Origin of the sequence: Rhodococcus sp. KRD175 (assembly GCF_017168275.1) — a bacterium.
GTDB lineage: Bacteria > Actinomycetota > Actinomycetes > Mycobacteriales > Mycobacteriaceae > Rhodococcoides > Rhodococcoides fascians.
Genome location: NZ_JABFAQ010000006.1, coordinates 70,518 through 88,227, shown reverse-complemented (window position 1 = coordinate 88,227; position 17,710 = coordinate 70,518). Strand labels below are relative to the sequence as shown.

Below are 17,710 nucleotides of genomic sequence, written 5' to 3'. Positions count from 1 at the left end.
GGATCTGTTGGAGTTCATGGACTCTCACGTCTATCCGGCGGAGGCGGTGTACGAGCAACAGATGCTCGAAGCCGGTGACCCGCACTTCCATCCCCCGATTCTCGAGGACCTGAAGAAGGAAGCGCGCTCGCGTGGACTGTGGAATCTGTTCCACCCGCACCCCGAGTGGGGCCCCGGCCTGACCAACCTCGAATACGCTCCGCTGGCCGAGATCATGGGCCGCAGCCTGCTCGCCCCCGAGGCATGCAACTGCAACGCACCCGATACCGGCAACATGGAGGTGTTCACCCTCTTCGGTACCGACGAGCACAAAGAGAAGTACCTGAAGCCGTTGCTGGACGGTAAGATTCGTTCGGCCTTCGCGATGACCGAGCCCGACGTCGCCAGTTCCGATGCCACCAACATCGCAATGAAGATGGACCGCGACGGCGACGACTTCATCCTGAACGGGCGCAAATGGTGGACGTCGAACGCGATGCACAAGAACTGCAAGGTTCTGATCGTCATGGGCAAGACCGATCCCGAGGCAGCAACGCACCGGCAGCAGTCGATGCTCGTCGTGCCCATCGATGCGCCCGGCGTCACCGTGCTGCGCAACCTGCCCGTCTTCGGCTACGTCGACCGAGAGGGCCACGCCGAGGTTCTCTTCGAGGACGTGCGGGTGCCGGCGAAGGACGTGCTGAAGGGGCCGGGTGAGGGATTCGCCATCAGTCAGGCTCGGCTGGGGCCCGGCCGTATCCATCACGCGATGCGGACCATCGGTGTTGCGGAACGGGCGCTCGAATTACTTTGTCGCCGTGCGGTTTCACGGGTGACCTTCGGCAAGCCGGTCGCCATGCGTGCGAACATCCAGGACTGGATCGCCGAGGCACGCATCGAGATCGAGAAGACGCGGCTGCTCACGTTCAAGGCCGCGTACCTGATGGACACCGTCGGAAACAAGGAAGCACGCACCGAGATCGCCGCGATCAAGGTCGCTGCGCCCGAGATGGCGCTGAAGATCATCGACCGCGCCATTCAGGTGCACGGCGGCGGCGGAGTCAGCAACGACTTCCCGCTCGCCATGATGTACGCACACGTGCGGACGCTGCGGCTCGCCGACGGTCCCGACGAGGTACACAAGATGTCCATCGCGAAGATGGAGCTGCGCAAGTACATGTGAACGTAGCTCACCTCAGGAAGGCAAGGCTGTGCTAATTTCTGCCGATGACAAGGACCTTCCTGGGGTGCGCCTTTGCCGTCGCCACGGCCCTGACGCTGGCATCGTGCAGCAGCAACACCGCTGACGACGCCGGCTCCGACACCCGCAGCGTCACCGTCGACACACTCGCCGGACGCACGCAGATCACGGGAACGCCACAGCGCATCGTCGCATTCGGGCAGCAGTGGGTGGACGCGCTGCTCGAATTCGACGTGCAACCCGTCGGGTATGTCTCCGCCGGATCGAACGGCGACGAACGCGGGCTCTACCCCTGGCAGTCCGCAGTGGATACGGATGCCCAGATGCTCGACTCGGCCGCCGTCGATCAGATGGGGGCTTCGGTGCCGACCGAGCAGATCGCGGCGCTACAGCCCGACCTGATCCTGCTGTCGGGGATACCGTCGATAGAGCCGTACAAGAGCTTGTCCGACGTCGCGCCCACGATATTTCCGAAGGCGGAGAAGGTCGAGACGTGGGAATCGCAGATCGAGACGCTCGGGCGGGTGCTCGATCGCGAGGACGATGCACAGAGCATCATCGACGAGGGGCATGCCGTAACCGATGGCATCCGTCAGCAGTACCCGGCGCTCGACGGTAAGTCGGCTGTGTTGTCGCAGTTCGTTTTCGACAGTCAGCAGCTTGCCGTCGTCGCCGACCCGGAGGACGGTGCCGCGAAGGTCTTCGACAGCATCGGACTCGACGTCCCGCAGGATTTGGTGAACTCGCCCGACATCTCTCACGGCCGGATCGTGCTGAGCCCCGAACGGCTGGACGTTCTCACCGCAGACCTCGTGGTCATTCTCCCCAACGGCGGCACGCGCGAAGACCTCGAACAACTTCCGGGATTCACCAGCCTGCCCGCGGCGACCGGCGGCGGAGTTGCCGTCGTCGACTACGCGACGGTGGTGGGATTCAATACACCATCGAAAGCGTCGGTCGAGTTCTCGCTGAACAAGATTCGTCCGCAGCTCGAGGCTGTGGGTAGCTAGTTGTCGGGTGACCAGGACGGGTCGCGTCCGATGAAGGCCATCAACCTGTCCTGGGCGGACGCGTTGTCGTCGACGTCGACGGCGGGGCCGAACTGCCCGCTCTCGCGGAGCACACGATCCATCGGCTTCATGGCGATCAGCGCTGCGGCGCAACGCTCTTCGTCGAGACCGGGTTCGCGTCCCAGGGCTTTGGCCAGGTCCCAGGTGTGCATCCACACATCGGCGGTGTAGAACCGGTCGATCGCGTCTTCGACCGGCATGTCGCCGATGTGCGGATTGCTCAGGATGCGGCCTGCGGGGGCGTCGAGGATGGCTTGGATGTCGGCGACGTGTTGCGCCCACGCGGCGGCAGGGTCGCGCGTCACGTCGAGTTCGGCGAGCTCGACACCCTCGACACCGCCGAGGAAACCCCGTGACCAACCGACGAGATGTTCGACGACACCCAGCGCGTTCCACTCCGGTACCGGACTGGGTCGAGACCACGCGTCCCCGGAAACGGATTCGACCAACGCCGTGAACGCGGCGGCGTCCCGTGCATGCTGTGCAGCCGGTCCAGTCAACAGTGCATCGAGTTTCTCGTAGCCCTCCCTGACTCCGACATCCATTCCGCTGGAGAGCATCCCGTCTCGGGTTGCGAAGTCGGACAGGACGCTCAACACCCTCAATCGCGTACCGCCGTCGTCGCGGGCCTCGAAAGCCATGGTCTCGAGGGCGACCGAATCCGGATCGCCTTCGTAGGTGAAGGTCCACACGATCCGCTCGTTCGCGCGAACCTCGTGGAAGCTGCCGAAGAATGACGCGATCTCTTCGCCGTCGCGGTCGTTCGCGAACGACCATGCGCCGCCGGTTCGTGCGTTCCACGCGATGATTCGCGTCGTCACCGACCGTGGGCCTACCCACTGCCGATACAGATCGGGGTCGACATGCGCGCGGAACACCTGCTCCGGCGACGCGTCGAACTGCCGGATGATCTCGATTGTGGGTACTTTGTCGTCCGCTACTATCTCGGTTTCGTGCTCGGTCATGACACGTCCTTCTGAGAGTCGTCTTGTGTTACAAGGTGATCCAGCAGGTCGTCGAGGCGTCGGTAGCGCTGTTCGGCCTCCTGGCGATTACGCTCGATCCACTTCGCCATCAGGCCGAACACCTCCGCATCCAAGTGCACCGGTCTGCGCTGGGCGTCTTTGCTGCGCGTCACCAGCCCGGCGTCCTCGAGCACCTTCACGTGCTTGGAGACTGCCTGCAGGCTCATGTCGTACGGCTCGGCCAGTTCGCTGACGTTGGCGTCGGCACTCGCAAGCCGAGCAACCATGTCACGCCGAGTGGGGTCCGCCAACGCTGCAAAGGTTCGATTGAGCTGCTCGATACGGTCGTCCACGGTCACCCACCTCCTCGAATACAGCCAAGATATTCCCCTCGAGCTGCGTAGTCAACCAATTGGTTTACAAGATTCATGGAAGGGTTGACAGCCTGTTGTCAAAAGCGAATGATTGACAGCATCCTGTCAATCGACGTGAGGACCGTTCCATGATCACCGTTGCGCTGTATGCCACCGACACCATGGCCGATTGGGAGTACGGCTACCTCATCGCCGGGCTCGCGATGGCCCGCGAGCAGAATCCCGACGCCAACCGGTTGCTCGTCGCATCGGAGTCGGGGGAGGCGGTGACGACGATGGGCGGCCTGAGGATTACCCCCGATGTTGCGTTGGCCGATCTTCCGCCCGTCGACGCGCTGATCCTGCCCGGTGCCGGCACGTGGGAATCCGCAAACGAGGCAGCGTTGAAGTTGGCCGCCGAACTCGTTGCAACGGGCACTCCGGTCGCAGCAATCTGCGGGGCAACCTACGGGCTGGCTCGGATCGGCCTGCTCGACGACCGGCCGCACACCTCGAATGCGGCCGAATTCCTCACTCAGGCTGCGGAATACCGCGGAGCCGAGCATTACCGCGAGGAGAAGGCAGTGTCCGACGGCACCGTCATCACCGCGGGAGCGACGGCACCGATCGAGTTCGCCAAGCTGGTGTTCGAGCGCCTCGACGTGTTCCCGCAGCCCATCATCGACGCTTGGTACGGGCTCTACACAACGGGGGAGCGCAGGTTTTACGACCAGCTGACGGGCGCATGAGCCGACGAACGCCGGAGGGGGATGCACTCACCGAGGTGGTCCTGCCGGTCTTCGAGCTCAACGGCGAATTCCTCGCTGCCGCACAGGACATCACCGAGCCGACAGGATTGACGCCGGCCTGGTGGCAGGTTCTCGGGGCCACTCTCGACGAGCCGCTCTCGGTGGCCGACATTGCGCGACGCGTCGGTCTGGGTTTGGCGCGGCAGAGTGTGCAACGAACCGCAAACCTGTTGGTGGACAAGGGCTGGGCCGTCTACAGCGAAAACCCGAACCACAAGCGAGCGAAGCTCCTCGAGCCCACCCCGAAGGGGCGCGAGACCGTAGCCGCTCTGCGAGATGCTCAACACGCGTGGTCGGACGCGGTGGGTGCCGCGGTGGGTGAGGACGAATTGCGTTCTTTTGCACAGACTTTGGAGAAGATTATTGCGGCATCCCGCACCTATCGGGCTGGCCGTGCATAATTCGGGGATGTCATCGCTCGCGATCGTTCTTTCCGGCCTCCTGGCCGGATTGCTCTCGCAATCCGACGGGGTCGATATCTTCGGCGACACCAGCGTCGGGGGTGTGGTGTTCTCCAGCGGCGGAGGGGGAGTCGCCGTAGCAGTGATTCTGGCGTCGGGTCTGGCTATGCTCGTCCGTCGGCGCAGTATTCTGGCCGGCCTGTCCATCGCTGCGGCCATTGGCGCCGGGGTGACGGCCCTGATGATGCCCTCCGACCTCGCCGAGCTGGTGGCAGGCGGAGTTCTGTTCGGATGCACTGCAGTACGGACGAACGGTGTACGAGCTCGGCAAGCACTGTCGATCGGGTCGTTCCTCGTCGGACTACTCAGTGCAGGCGCGGTCGAGGCCTTGCAGCATCCGAGTATCCCGCGTCGCTACGCCGACTACCTCACCGAATCCGATATCGGCCCGCCGGTGGTCGTTCCGGTGCTGTGCGTACTGGTCGTAATTGCAGTGGCCTCGGCAGCTCGTGTCGACCGCAGCGACGACCATGCGCCACCGGAACGGAGCATCCGTACGGCCGGGGCGATACTACTGATCTCGATCGGTGGCTTGCTGCTCAATATGTTGTTCGTGCAGATGCTGTTTCGAGCTGAAGACGGCTTCGGTGAAAGGTGGTACTTCGGCCTCGTCGTCGTACCAGTGTTGTTCGGTGCTGCCGCTCTGCTACCGGGTCGCGGAGGCATTCTTGTGCTCGCCGGGACAGCCGTGTTGCTCACCTCGACCACCACCGCTGGGGTGGGCATCGATGTGTCGGACGGTATCTGGGTGCTCGGGCTCGTGGCAATCACGGCAGTTGCGGTGACAGTGGGCGCGGCACTCGGGCTGCGCTGGGGTCGACCGATCGTCGGATTCGCGACCCTGGCGGTGGTGTGTACGACCGCGCTGTTCGAGCGCCCCCGTGGGACAACGTGCACTACGCGGCAAGTCTGGTGATCTTCCCGGCCGCTGCGGCCTACCTGTACGTGGCGTGCACGCCGGCTACTCACACTCCCTCGCCCCCCACGCCCTTGACCATCGGCCTCGCGGTACCGGTGGCAATCACGGTGCCGATGGTCGTCACCTACGGTTGGACGGCGTACACGCCGCTCACATCCGCCCTCCACCACTCCACGTGGCCCTGTGCCGGGCTGTGGCTCTCGACGGGCGCGGCAGTGCTAGCGGTGGTCCTCGCGGGTATCGGAACCCGGTTCCTCGGCCGTCGGCCACTTGTGAATTGATCACCGGAGTACCGTTTTCTTACATGGCTTACAGATACCTCGGAAACAGTGGACTGAAGATTTCGGAGATCACGTACGGCAATTGGTTGACCCATGGTTCGCAGGTGGAGAACGACATCGCGACCCAGTGCGTGCGTGCGGCTCTCGATGCAGGCATCACCACATTCGATACCGCCGATGTCTACGCCAACGGGGCTGCGGAAACGGTCCTCGGTGACGCATTGAAGGGCGAGCGCCGCGAATCGCTGGAGATCTTCACCAAGGTCTACTTCCCCGTCGGACCCAAGGGTCCCAACGACACCGGACTCTCACGCAAACACATCTTCGAAGGCATCGATGCCTCGCTGCGTCGCCTCGGTACCGACTACGTCGATCTCTACCAGGCCCACCGCTACGACGTCGAGACCCCGCTCGAAGAGACCATCGCCGCGTTCGGCGACGTCGTCCGTCAGGGCAAGGCCCTCTACATCGGCGTCTCGGAGTGGACGGCCGATCAGCTCCGCGCCGGCCAGGAACTGGCACGGCAGAACGGGTTCTCGATCATCTCGAACCAGCCGCAGTACTCTGCCCTGTGGCGCGTCATCGAGGATCAGGTGATCCCGGCGTCCAAGGAACTCGGCATCTCGCAGATCGTCTGGTCGCCCATCGCTCAGGGAGTGCTCACCGGCAAGTACCTACCCGGACAACCGCTGCCCGACGGCTCGCGCGCCAAGGACGACAAGGGCGGCGACAAGATGATCGCGCGCTACCTCGACGATCAGACGCTCACCCGGGTGCAGGCACTCAAACCGATCGCCGACGATCTCGGAATCACCATGGCGCAGTTGGCTGTTGCCTGGGTTCTGGCCAACGACAACATTTCCGCCGCGCTGGTCGGGGCATCGCGTCCCGAGCAGATCGCCGAGAACATCAAGGCGTCCGAGGTCATCCTGGACGCGGATGTACTCGCCAAGATCGACGAAGCCCTCGGCGATTCGGTCGAGCGCGATGCGGGTAAGACCGGCTCCCCGGAAGCCCGGTTGGTCTAGAAATTCGTCGCCCGGTCCACGTTTGACGGGGCGGAGCTGCGGTACTCGGCGTTAATGTGGACCATGCGCTCACCACTCCGTAATCGCAGCACCGCCCCGGCTCCTGCATCCCCAGCCCGGGTGGTGGTGGTCGGTGGCGGGTTCGGCGGCTTCTACGCACTGCGCAAGATGCAGAAGCTGTTGGGCCCGGACCGCGCCTCGTTCACCCTGGTTGCGCCCAACGACTACCTGCTCTACAGCCCGTTGCTGCCCGAGGTGGCGACCGGGGTGCTTGATCCGCGGGACATCGCAGTGTCGACACGACAGACGTTGCGGCGCACCAGGTTGGTGCTGGGACACGTCACGTCCGTCGACTTCGAGAGTCGACGCGTTCGCGTCGCCGGTCCCGACGGTGATTCGGAACTGGCCTGGGACAAGCTGATTCTGGCCCCGGGTTCGGTGACGAGGCAGTTCGACATCCCCGGTGTCGCCGAGCACGCACACGGTCTCAAGACCCTGAGCGAAGCGGTGTTCATTCGCAACCACGTGTTGAAGCAGTTGGATGCAGCCGACGAACTGCCCGACACGCCGGAGGGCCGCGCCGAACGCAAGGAACGGCTCACCGTCGTCGCTGTGGGAGCCGGCTATACGGGTACAGAATTCGTTGCGCAGATGCAGAATTGGATTCGCGGTATCGCTACCCGGTGGGCGACGGTCGACCCGTCGGACATCCGGTGGTTACTCATCGACCTTGCTCCGGCGGTGCTGCCGGAACTGGGCGAGCGACTCGGCAAGGAAGCAATGGAAGTCCTCGCGGCTCGCGGCGTGGAGGTGCGTCTCGGGGTGTCGGTGGAATCGGCCACGGCGAACGCGGTGACGCTGACGGACGGCGACGTCGTACCGACACGCACCCTGGTGTGGGGAGCGGGCGTGGCTGCGAGCCCCCTCATCGCGCAACTCGATTTGCCGACCGAAAAGGGGCGGCTTGTGGTCAACCCAGACCTCACGGTCCCCGGCGTGGACGACGTCTGGGCCATCGGTGACGCGGCCGCGGTGCCCGATATCGCCGCCGACCCGTCGAAGCCGACGCCGCCCACCGCGCAGCACGCTCAGCGGCAGGGCACAGCGGTGGCCAAGAACGTCGCCGCGTCCCTCGGTGTCGGCACTGCTCGACCGTACCGACACAAGGATCTGGGACTGGTCGCCGACCTGGGCGGATTCGACGGTGTGGCAAAGCCTTTGGGTGTGCCCCTCACCGGAGCCGTCGCGAAATTCGTCGCCCGTGGTTATCACCTCTATGCCCTGCCCACCGCCTCCGCCCGGGTGCGCGTGGCCACCGATTGGCTGTACTCGACGGTGCTGTCCACCCGTGTGGTCAACCTCGATCAGGTGCGCTCCGAGGATGCGTTGATCGCCAAGGCGCAGGGGACCGGCGTGTACGACTAGATAGCCATGTGCGCGGAAACTCGTAGCCCACTACGAGTTTCCGCGCACGACCGTCACCGAAGGTGATGCACCTCCTGCAGCCCGTAGACCGGGGTGTCGATGCCCTCGTAACGCGCCTTGATCTGCAGCGCCAGGTACAGCGAATAGTGGCGTGACTGATGCAGATTGCCGCCGTGGAACCAGAAGTTCTCCTGCTGCGTCGGCTTCCACATGTTCCGCTGTTCGCCCTCCCACGGACCGGGATCCTTGGTGGTGTCCGAGCCCAGGCCCCAGCACTTGCCCACCTTGTCGGCGGTCTCCTGGTCGATGAGATCGGCGACCCAGCCGTTCATCGAGCCGTAGCCGGTGGCGTAGACGATGAGGTCCGCCGGTAGTTCGGTCCCGTCCTCGAGTACGACGCCGGTCTTGCTGATCCGCTCCACCTGCCCGGCAACGAGTTTGATCTTGCCGTCCGCGACGAGCTCGGATGCGCCGACGTCGATGTAGTAACCCGAGCCGCGGCGCAGGTACTTCATGAACAGGCCGGAACCGTCGTCACCGAAGTCGTGCTGGAAGCCTGCCTTCTCGAGGCGATCGTAGAAATCCTTGTCCTGCTCTGCGATCTGCTGATACACCGGGATCTGGAACTCGTGCATGATCCGGTACGGCAGCGACGCGAACGTGAGATCGGCCTTGGCCGTGGTCATTCCGGACTCCACCGCGCGCTCCGAGTAGAGATCGCCGAGAGCGATCTCGCACAACGAGTCCGACTTGACGATGTGTGTGGACGAGCGCTGCAGCATCGTGACGTCGACGCCCGTCTCGTACAGCGCCTTGCAGATGTCGTGCGCCGAGTTGTTGGAACCGACGACCACCACGCGCTTGCCGACATAGGCGTCGGGACCGGGGTGTTCGCTGGAATGGTGCTGCTCGCCCTCGAATTCGTCCATGCCGGGGAAGTTGGGCACGTTCTTCTTGCCGGACATCCCGGTGGCCATCACCAACTGCTTGGGCCGCAGGATCACTTCCTCGCCGTCGCGGTCGACGACGACTGTCCACTCCTTCGCGGCCTCGTCGTAGGTCGCGGACTTCGCGGTCGTCTTGGTCCAGTACGGAACCTCCATGACCTTGGTGTACATCTCGAGCCAATCGCCGATCTTGTCCTTCGGCGCGAACACCGGCCAGTTCGGCGGGAACGGCAGGTAGGGCAGATGGTCGTACCAGACCGGGTCGTGCAGGCACAGTGACTTGTATCGGCCACGCCACTGATCTCCGGGGCGCTCGGCACGGTCGACGACGATCGCCGGGACGCCGAGTTGACGGAACCGAGCACCGAGAGCGATGCCGCCCTGCCCGCCGCCGACGACGAGGACGTACGGCTGCACGCTGTAGCCGAGCTCCGTCTCTTCCATCTCCTTCTTCTCGGCCCAGTTCTGGGTGTCGGCATTCGAGCCGTGCACGGCACCCTTGATGCGGGACTTGCCCTGCCGCTCCTCGTATCCCTTGAGTTCTTGCATCGTCGTCAGCAGCGTCCACGCCACGTCGTCACCGGTCTCGGCGTCCGTCGTCAAACGCAGATGTCCCTTGCCACGGCTCGTCGCCGTCTCGAATGCGATCCACGCCGAGACGACGCCGTCTGCTTCGTCGGGGGTCTCGGTGGTGTGAAATCCCGTCGGGTCGGTATCGGCGAGCCTTTCACCGAGCATGTCGGCGACGCCGTCCCGGCCCTCGACCGTCTTGAGGTTCCAGGTGAACGTGACGAGATCGCGCCAGAAGCTGCTGACGGCGAACATGCCGGCAACACGAGGAATGTCCCGGGTGACCAGGGCGTCCTCGAACTTCGACAACCAGGCGTCGACCCGTTCCTGCGGGGTGTGCGTGCGGGTGATCGAGTCGGGCTCGATGGTCTGGGTCATGAAAACTCCTTGCGATGAAGAGGTGCCGTGTATGTGACCCAGCACACTCTCTTCGGATAGCCGGGTCGAGAGTTGCAATGCGTTGCAGCGGCTCATGCCGGTGACAGCTTCTTCAACCCCAACGACTGGAATCCAACGACGTAGATCAATGTCCACAGCACCAGCCAGTCGACGAAGCCCAGTGCGTTGCCGGAGATGCCGGCCGCGACGACGGGTTCGTGGAGCACGTGCTCGGCAAGAACGTAGTAGTAGGCCAGGAACGTGCCGATAGCCAGCGCGAAAGTCAGTACTGCGCGTCCCGCCGCCGGGAAGCGATTGCCGAAGCCGTTCGCCCAAAAGATCATCCAGAATGCCCAGCAGACTCCGATCTGCGCCGGGAACTGGTTGATCACCGTGCCGAGTTCTGCGGTGGCTTCCGAACCGACGAGTAGCTTCGCGAGCGGAACCATCAGGAAGTAGATGGCAGTGCCGAGCACCGCGTTGCCGACGGTGGCCGCCAGTGCGGTCCGTCCGCCGCCGCCGGCCAATTTCCAGGGCCAGTTGTCCAGGGTCTGGCCGGTCAGGATCACCGAGACGACGATCGAGTAGAACCAGCCGAGTGCGGTGTCCACGGACATCAGTGGATCGGTGGCCGAGAGCGAGACCGACGGCAGTCCGAACACGAAGTACAACGCGAGGGTCGGGACGGCGACGAATGCGATCTCGCACAGCCCGATCAGCGGTTGCTTCATGCGCAGCACGGTCCACGGCCAGTGCTGCCAGTTGAGGACCACCATGACCCAGGTGCCGAATCCGAACAGCACGAACAGCGCTCCGGCGAAGTAGCCGAGCCCGCCCTCGCGAGAACCGGCGAAATCCGGGTACAACGCCCCGAGGCCGCTGCCGAGGATCCAGGTGACGGCAACGGCGAACACCGCCGTCGAAGTCAGGATCGCGAGCCCGCGCATCGGTTGTTTCAGAGAGTCGAATCCGGCAAATTCACAATCGAATCCGATGAACACGATGAAGAGAATGGCCCAGAACAGCGCGGCGTTGAACGGCAGCGGATAGAAGTTCCAGGGACTGGTGGTGGGATCGGCGAGCACATACCAGGTCGCCAGCGACACGGCCATGACCACGGCGAGGTTGGCCAGTCCGAATATGAGCCAGTTGCCCTGTGCTGACGCCGTTTTCGGCTCGTCGAGGGGTCGGTCTGCGGTTGCGGTCATGGGGGTCTCTTCTCGGTGGGTCGACAGGGTCGCCGTCACTATGAGCTGAATCACAGCCCACCCGTCAGGGTTGCGGGAGGTTGCAGTGCGACCGATTCGATGCAACGCACTGCAACCCTGTCGGAAGTGGTCGTCGTCACATAAACCTGTGTGCATCCAATTCAGTCAGGAGTGAGAACCGATGCGTGCAGCTGTGTATTACGGCCCGAACAAGGTGGAGATCACCGACGTACCCGAGCCGAATCCCGGTGCGGGGCAGGTCAAGGTCAAGGTCGGGTTCAACGGAATCTGCGGAACCGACCTGCACGAGTACTACGCAGGCCCCATCTTCATCCCCACCTCGCCGCATCCGCTGACCGGCCAGGAGATGCCCCTGGTGCTCGGACACGAGTTCTCGGGCACGGTCACCGAGCTCGGCACGGGTGTCACCGGCATCTCGGTCGGCGATCGCGTTGCCATCGAACCGCTCTACCGCTGTGGACACTGCGGACCCTGCCGGGCAGGTAACTACAACATCTGCGCGCAGATCGGCTTCCACGGACTGATGTCCGACGGCGGAATGGCCGAATACACCGTGGTCCCCACGGACATGATTCACGCCCTACCCGACAACGTCTCCCTCGAACTCGGTGCCCTCGTCGAACCGATGTCGGTTGCCTATCACGCTGCGACACTCGGTGATCCGAAGCCCGAGGACACCGCGATGGTGTTCGGTGCCGGCCCCATCGGTATCGGCCTGTGGTTCGCGTTGCGCGGTAAGGGACTCGACAACGTCTACGTCGTCGAACCGTCGCCGACGCGTCGCGCCTCGATCGAAGCGCTCGGTGCCAAGACCCTCGACCCGACGGCAGTGGACGTGCCCGCCTTCATCGCCGATCTGACCGACGGCAACGGGGCCGACGCCATCTACGACGCGGCCGGTGTGCAACCGGCCGTCGAGACCGCGCTGGGCTGCATCGGTGCTCGCAAACCGCTCGTCAGCGTCGCAATTTACGAAAAGCCGCTCACCACACCGCTGCAGAAGCTCGTCATGAACGAATCCCGCATCCAGGGATCGCTCTGCTACACCTCCGCCGATTACGAGGCCGTCATCGATCTGATGAGCCAGGGCCACTACGACACGACGGGCTGGGTGGACAAGATCACGCTCGACGGCGTCATCGACGACGGATTCGAGGCGCTGCATGCAGGCACCAAGATGAAAGTTCTGGTCGACCCCTCGACGGGTGCACCCGCATGAGCGCGGTGTTGGTGACGGGAGCCGGTCAGGGAATCGGACGGGCGATCGCATTGCGGTTGGCCAACGACGGGCACGACATCGCGCTGGTCGACCTGGCCGAGGACAAGATCGCCGACGTGGCCGACGAGGTGCGTCGAACAGGCTCGAAGGCAACGACATTCGTCGCCGACGTCAGTGATCGCGATCAAGTGTTCGCGGCCGTCGAACATACCCATCAAGCGCTCGGCGGCTTCGACGTCATCGTCAACAATGCCGGTATCGCACAGGTCGCGCCGCTCGACCACGTCCGCCCGGAAGACACGAAGAAGATCTGGGCCGTCAACGTCGACGGTGTGCTCTGGGGAATTCAAGCTGCGGCAGCCACATTCAAGGCGCTCGGCCAGAAGGGCAAGATCATCAACGCTTCCTCGATCGCAGGCCACGACGGGTTCGCGATGCTCGGGGTCTACAGCGCAACGAAATTCGCGGTCCGGGCATTGACCCAGGCTGCGGCCAAGGAGTACGCCTCGGACGGCATCACCGTCAACGCGTACTGCCCCGGCGTTGTCGGCACCGACATGTGGGTGACCATCGACAAGCGCTTCGCCGAGCTGACCGGTGCCGCCGAGGGGGAGACCTACGACAAGTTCGTCGGCGGTATCGCTCTCGGTCGGGCGCAGACTCCCGAGGACGTCGCCGCGTTCGTCTCGTATCTCGCCGGACCCGACTCGGATTACATGACCGGACAGGCACCGTTGATCGATGGTGGTTTGGTCTACCGGTGACCCCGCATGAATCCGCTTTGTGAGCTGGAGCACAATTGACAGCGATGACGCAGTCGACAGGCCCTGAACCTGCGCTGGCGGCCGGCGAAGACCCGCGCCGCTACGCGCAGATTCTCACTGCCGTGTACGACGCGACCATGACCGGCGGGAAGTCTCCCGCGCGTCCCCGCGAGGTCATCGGTGACTCCTGGCGGCGGTTGCAGACCCTCGGTATCGACCCGGAACTGGGCAATCCTGCCGAGAGACAGATGGACGCGTCCGATCTCGAGTTCAGTCGACGGGAATCGGGGTTGTTCGACATTCTGGACGACCTCGCCCGTGGCCTGGAATCGGTGGTGCAGGACGGCGACAACATTCTCGTCGTCGCCGATCGGAACGGTCGAGTGCTGTGGCGCAGCGGATCGACGTCGGTGCTCGACCGCGCCGACGGTCTCGGGTTCGTCGAAGGGGCCAACTGGGCCGAGGATTCGGTGGGCACCAATGCCATCGGGACAGCATTGGTCTCACGCCGCGCTGTGCAGATCTTCTCGGCCGAACACTATGTGCGCAGCCATCATTCGTGGACCTGTGCCGGAGCCCCCATTCGCGATCCGCGTACCGGCCAGGTGCTCGGAGCCATCGACGTCAGCGGGCCGGCCAAGACGGTGCACCCCACCACCATCGCCCTGGTCGACGCCGTGGCGAGGTTGGCGGAATCGCAGTTGCGCGAGATTCACCGAACCACCCTGGATCGACTGCGTTCGGTGGCCGCACCGATGCTGGCGCGCCTGCAGTCCCCGGCGCTGGCCGTCGACGCGAACGGGTGGGTCGCGGCCGTCGAATCGGTGGCACTGCGCAATCGCATCCTGCTGCCCGAGGACCTCGCGACGGGACGCTTCTGGCTGCCGAGCCTCGGGGTGTGCGACTTCGAACCCCTGCCCGGTGGATGGCTGGTGCGACCCACTTCTCATGGTCGTTCCGCCGGCTCCACTCCTGGCGAGTCGGCGGACTCGTTCGTCGCGGAGTCCGGTAACACGACGACGATTCGCATCGACCTGCGCGATTCGCAGAAGCCTCGTATCGAGGTGCGCAGCGAGGTGGGGGAGTGGACCCACGAGCCGACGCCCCGGCACGCCGAGATTCTGTACCTGCTGGCCATCCACCGGCAGGGACGCACCGCGTCGCAGATGGCTGCCGACCTCTTCGGCGACGACGGCCGCGCGATCACCGTGCGGGCCGAGATGTCGCGCCTGCGCAAGCACCTCGCCGGCATCATCTCCACCCAGCCCTATCGGCTGGACGAGTCGGCGACGGTCGACGTGATCACGCCGGCGGACATGAACAGGCTGCTACCGCATTCGTCGGCCCCCGCTATCCGGGCCGCACGGGGCTGAGCCGTAGCGCAGAATCGGGGAATGAACCGCCTCGCCCGCATCCTCGACGCGTCGGATCCCGGGCAGTTACGGCTGCGCGGTGCCTCGGCGACGACGCTGACGGTGTTGCTCGCGATGGTGGTCCTGCTGCTCGGTACTCGCGTCATCGGCCAGCCGGTGACCGTGGCGATGCTCGGCACCGTGGTGGCGATGCAGGCGTCGGCGTCGGTCAAGGACAAAGACCAGCACAGCCGGCTCGTCACCACCGCCCTGATGGTGCTGCCCGCCTCGGCGGCAGTGACGGTCGCGGCGCTGCTCTCGCGGCTCGGCGCGGTGGCCGACGTCGGATTCATCGCGGTGTTGTTCGCGGCCGTATGGGTGCGCAGATTCGGACCCCGTGGCACCGCGCTCGGCATGGTCGCGTTCATCTCGTACTTCTTCGCGTTGTTCCTTCAGGCGACCCCGGGGCAAGTGCCGATGCTGATCGCGGCGATCGTCGGCGGAGTGCTCATCGCTCTGTTCGTACGGGCGGTGGTCTTTCCGGACCGACCGATCGTGGAGGTGCGGCGGCTGCTCTACGCCATGCGAGCGGTATCGGAATCGGTGCTCGCAGCGGCATCGGCGCGTGAGGACCGTGATCTGGAACTGTTGCGGCGCAGGCTCGATCGGCTCGGAAACACCGCCCTGATGATCGACGACTGGCTCGACCGTCACGACGCGGGACAACTGCTCAGCGTGACGAGTACCGATCTGTCGCTTCGTGTGTTCGACGCCCAGATCGCCACCGAACAACTCGTCAGCTCACTGTGGGCTCTCGATCCGGCCAAGCCGTGGCCGACCGCGCTGGGGCAAGCGACCACCGCGCTGGGATCGTGCCTGCAGAACGCCCCGTCCGCCGAGCAACTCAAGGCCGCCCGACGGTTGGCCGCCACGGCGGCCGAGCGCGCCGACCCGTCGACCCCCGCCGGTATCGCGACGGTATCCGCGCAACGAGCGGTGCAGGCACACATCGCCATTCATCACATCACCACCAATGCGGTGGCTGTCACGTCGAGTCCTCGACAGGCTCCGGCGGACAAGGACAAGCCTGCCGGCCTGAACCCCAGCACCAAGGCGGCAATCCAGGTTGCTGTCGCGACCAGCGCGGCAACGGTATTGGGGGAGCTGGTCTCACCGGATCGTTGGTACTGGGCCGTGCTGACGGCGTTCCTGGTGTTCACGGGGGCGTCGACGCGCGGTGAGATTCTGACCAGAGCCGGCCAACGCATCCTCGGCACCATGGCGGGAGTGCTTGCGGGAGTGGTGATCGCGGCACTCGTCGGCAATCACCAATCCGTTCAGTTGGTGCTCATCGTCGTCTGTGTGTTCTTTGCGTTCTACCTGGTGACCGTCGCGTATGCGCTGCTGTCGTTCTTCGTCACCATTCTGCTCGCGATGCTCTACGGGCTGCTCGGCACGTTCAGTATCGAGGTTCTCGAACTACGAATCATCGAGACTGCAGTCGGTGGAGCCGTCGGTATCGCGTCCGCCTACTTCATCTTCTCGACCGGGACGCGAAAGACATTGGTGGACAAGGTCGATACGTATCTCGACCAATTGGACGCCCTGATCGACACCAGCGTCGAATCGGTGATCACCCCAGGAAACGCCACCGACCTCGTGGCGTCGACGCGCACGCTCGACAACGCGCTGAAGGAGGTCGTGACGGCGGGGAAGCCGCTCGTGCTCGGGCCGACGACCCGCAGCCGGCGAGGGGCGAAGCGATTACTGCGGGTGCTGACCGTCAGCGGCCGATCCGCCCACGCACTCGCGCGAGCCGGAGTGCTGGCGTCGCGTGCCGAACCGGAGTCGGCACCCTCGGCCGATACGGCCCACGCCCTTCGCGACGCCGCGGCGCTGGTGCGGGGCACCGCTCGGCAGGTCGAGGCAGCGATTGCGGGAAAGCGGGTGGTTCAGCCCGAGAAGGTCACCGACACAACGGTGTTGGATGTGTTGCTCACCAGCGCGAACTCGCCCGGACCGGTGCGGGTCGCGGTGCGGGCGCTGAACATCATGAACCGGACGCTCGCGGACGTCCTGACCCGGGCTTGACCTTCACACGGTGACAAGGTCTTGGCTGACGGCCATGATCGACTCACTTCGGCACCAGAACTCTTCCGTGCGGCTTCGGGCCGCGCTCGACATCGGAATATCGAAGAACCCAGAATTTCTCGACGCACTGCTCGAGCGCTGCGCCGTCGAACCGGATTTCCAGGTGCGAGAGATGTTGACGTGGGCGTTGATTCGTCTCCCCGCTGCATCGACGGTGCCCAGGCTGATGCATGAAGTGCGTGCCGGCGGCGCGCAGGCTCGCAGCCAGGCGTTGCACACGTTGTCCAAGGTCAAGGACCGGGCGGCCTGGCCGGTGATCACCGAGCCGCTCATCTCCGACTCCGACGACGAGGTGGCCCGGAGCGCGTGGCGGGCGGCGGTCGTCCTGGTCCCCGAGGGCAGCGAGCAGTGGTTGGCGACGACGCTGTCCACTCAGCTGGGACGAGGCGGACGGGAAATGCAGCGCAGCCTCAGCCGCGCACTGGTGGAACTCGGGTCGGTGATCGAGCCGATGGTGCGCGAAGCCGCGTCGAGCAAGGATGTTGCTGTTCGCGCGCACGCGCTGGCGACGGAGTCGCTGCTTCGAGACCCCGACAGCGGATTTGCGTTGTTCGAGGCCCAGCGCGTCGATGCACTTGGCGCAGCCGACCCGACGGGGTGAGATAGGCA

Annotated in this window: 17 protein-coding genes; 13 read left to right on the top strand and 4 right to left on the bottom strand. The window is 64.7% G+C overall.

Going from position 1 to position 17,710, the window contains the following annotated elements:
- Nucleotides 1-16: 16 nt before the first annotated feature.
- Together J1M81_RS11975 and J1M81_RS11970 are read left to right on the top strand one after the other, a co-directional pair.
- The gene (locus tag J1M81_RS11975; RefSeq protein ID WP_239536539.1) at nt 17-1,162 is read left to right on the top strand and encodes an acyl-CoA dehydrogenase family protein; all 1,146 of its coding nucleotides are present in this window, start codon (nt 17-19) and stop codon (nt 1,160-1,162) included.
- A 44-nt stretch (nt 1,163-1,206) separates the two neighbouring features.
- The gene (locus tag J1M81_RS11970) at nt 1,207-2,190 is read left to right on the top strand and encodes an ABC transporter substrate-binding protein (protein ID WP_206498084.1); all 984 of its coding nucleotides are present in this window, start codon (nt 1,207-1,209) and stop codon (nt 2,188-2,190) included.
- Here J1M81_RS11970 and J1M81_RS26820 read toward each other — a convergent pair.
- The gene (locus tag J1M81_RS26820; RefSeq protein ID WP_308051257.1) at nt 2,187-3,215 is read right to left on the bottom strand and encodes a TIGR03086 family metal-binding protein; all 1,029 of its coding nucleotides are present in this window, start codon (nt 3,213-3,215) and stop codon (nt 2,187-2,189) included. The genes J1M81_RS11970 and J1M81_RS26820 overlap by 4 nt on opposite strands.
- Nucleotides 3,212-3,568, bottom strand: coding sequence for a helix-turn-helix transcriptional regulator (locus tag J1M81_RS11960; RefSeq protein ID WP_206498111.1), 357 nt, complete (start codon nt 3,566-3,568; stop codon nt 3,212-3,214). Before J1M81_RS11960 ends, J1M81_RS26820 begins: the two co-directional genes overlap by 4 nt.
- A gap of 149 nt (nt 3,569-3,717) precedes the next feature.
- Between J1M81_RS11960 and J1M81_RS11955 the strand changes: the two genes are divergently transcribed.
- From J1M81_RS11955 to J1M81_RS11930, 6 genes are all read left to right on the top strand, one after another.
- On the top strand, nt 3,718-4,317 hold the full coding sequence (locus tag J1M81_RS11955) for a DJ-1/PfpI family protein (protein WP_206498083.1): 600 nt from the start codon (nt 3,718-3,720) through the stop codon (nt 4,315-4,317).
- Complete coding sequence (locus tag J1M81_RS11950) at nt 4,314-4,778, top strand: MarR family winged helix-turn-helix transcriptional regulator (RefSeq protein WP_206498082.1); 465 nt, start codon at nt 4,314-4,316, stop codon at nt 4,776-4,778. The genes J1M81_RS11955 and J1M81_RS11950 overlap by 4 nt, the downstream gene beginning before the upstream one ends.
- A gap of 7 nt (nt 4,779-4,785) precedes the next feature.
- Nucleotides 4,786-5,754, top strand: coding sequence for a hypothetical protein (locus tag J1M81_RS11945; protein WP_206498081.1), 969 nt, complete (start codon nt 4,786-4,788; stop codon nt 5,752-5,754).
- Nucleotides 5,730-6,038 carry a hypothetical protein gene (locus J1M81_RS11940; protein WP_206498080.1) on the top strand — a complete coding sequence of 103 codons (309 nt, stop codon included), beginning with the start codon at nt 5,730-5,732 and terminating at the stop codon, nt 6,036-6,038. Before J1M81_RS11945 ends, J1M81_RS11940 begins: the two co-directional genes overlap by 25 nt.
- A 23-nt stretch (nt 6,039-6,061) precedes the next feature.
- Nucleotides 6,062-7,066 carry an aldo/keto reductase family protein gene (locus tag J1M81_RS11935; protein ID WP_206498079.1) on the top strand — a complete coding sequence of 335 codons (1,005 nt, stop codon included), beginning with the start codon at nt 6,062-6,064 and terminating at the stop codon, nt 7,064-7,066.
- Nucleotides 7,067-7,129: 63 nt separating this feature from the next.
- Nucleotides 7,130-8,491 carry an NAD(P)/FAD-dependent oxidoreductase gene (locus J1M81_RS11930; protein WP_241257976.1) on the top strand — a complete coding sequence of 454 codons (1,362 nt, stop codon included), beginning with the start codon at nt 7,130-7,132 and terminating at the stop codon, nt 8,489-8,491.
- A gap of 53 nt (nt 8,492-8,544) precedes the next feature.
- Here J1M81_RS11930 and J1M81_RS11925 read toward each other — a convergent pair whose 3' ends face one another.
- Both J1M81_RS11925 and J1M81_RS11920 read right to left on the bottom strand, forming a co-directional pair.
- Nucleotides 8,545-10,386: an NAD(P)/FAD-dependent oxidoreductase gene (locus tag J1M81_RS11925; protein ID WP_032369364.1), complete on the bottom strand. Its 1,842-nt coding sequence runs from the start codon at nt 10,384-10,386 to the stop codon at nt 8,545-8,547.
- A 92-nt stretch (nt 10,387-10,478) separates the two neighbouring features.
- Nucleotides 10,479-11,594, bottom strand: coding sequence for a hypothetical protein (locus J1M81_RS11920; protein ID WP_032369365.1), 1,116 nt, complete (start codon nt 11,592-11,594; stop codon nt 10,479-10,481).
- Between the two features lie 181 nt (nt 11,595-11,775).
- Between J1M81_RS11920 and J1M81_RS11915 the strand changes: the two genes are divergently transcribed.
- From J1M81_RS11915 to J1M81_RS11895, 5 genes are read left to right on the top strand one after another with little or no spacing between them, the layout of a single operon-like run.
- A complete protein-coding gene (locus J1M81_RS11915) occupies nt 11,776-12,834 on the top strand; it encodes a 2,3-butanediol dehydrogenase (RefSeq protein ID WP_032364498.1) in 1,059 nt (352 codons plus the stop codon).
- A complete protein-coding gene (locus tag J1M81_RS11910) occupies nt 12,831-13,598 on the top strand; it encodes an acetoin reductase (RefSeq protein WP_032399613.1) in 768 nt (255 codons plus the stop codon). Before J1M81_RS11915 ends, J1M81_RS11910 begins: the two co-directional genes overlap by 4 nt.
- Before the next feature lie 44 nt (nt 13,599-13,642).
- Entirely contained in the window at nt 13,643-14,971 is a 1,329-nt protein-coding gene (locus J1M81_RS11905) for a GAF domain-containing protein (RefSeq protein WP_027494399.1), read from the top strand.
- Nucleotides 14,972-14,992: 21 nt separating this feature from the next.
- A complete protein-coding gene (locus tag J1M81_RS11900) occupies nt 14,993-17,041 on the top strand; it encodes an FUSC family protein (protein WP_032399612.1) in 2,049 nt (682 codons plus the stop codon).
- Nucleotides 17,042-17,075: 34 nt separating this feature from the next.
- Nucleotides 17,076-17,702 (top strand): HEAT repeat domain-containing protein, encoded by a 627-nt coding sequence (locus J1M81_RS11895; RefSeq protein WP_052061342.1) that lies wholly within the window; start codon nt 17,076-17,078, stop codon nt 17,700-17,702.
- The last annotated feature ends 8 nt before the right edge of the window (nt 17,703-17,710 follow it).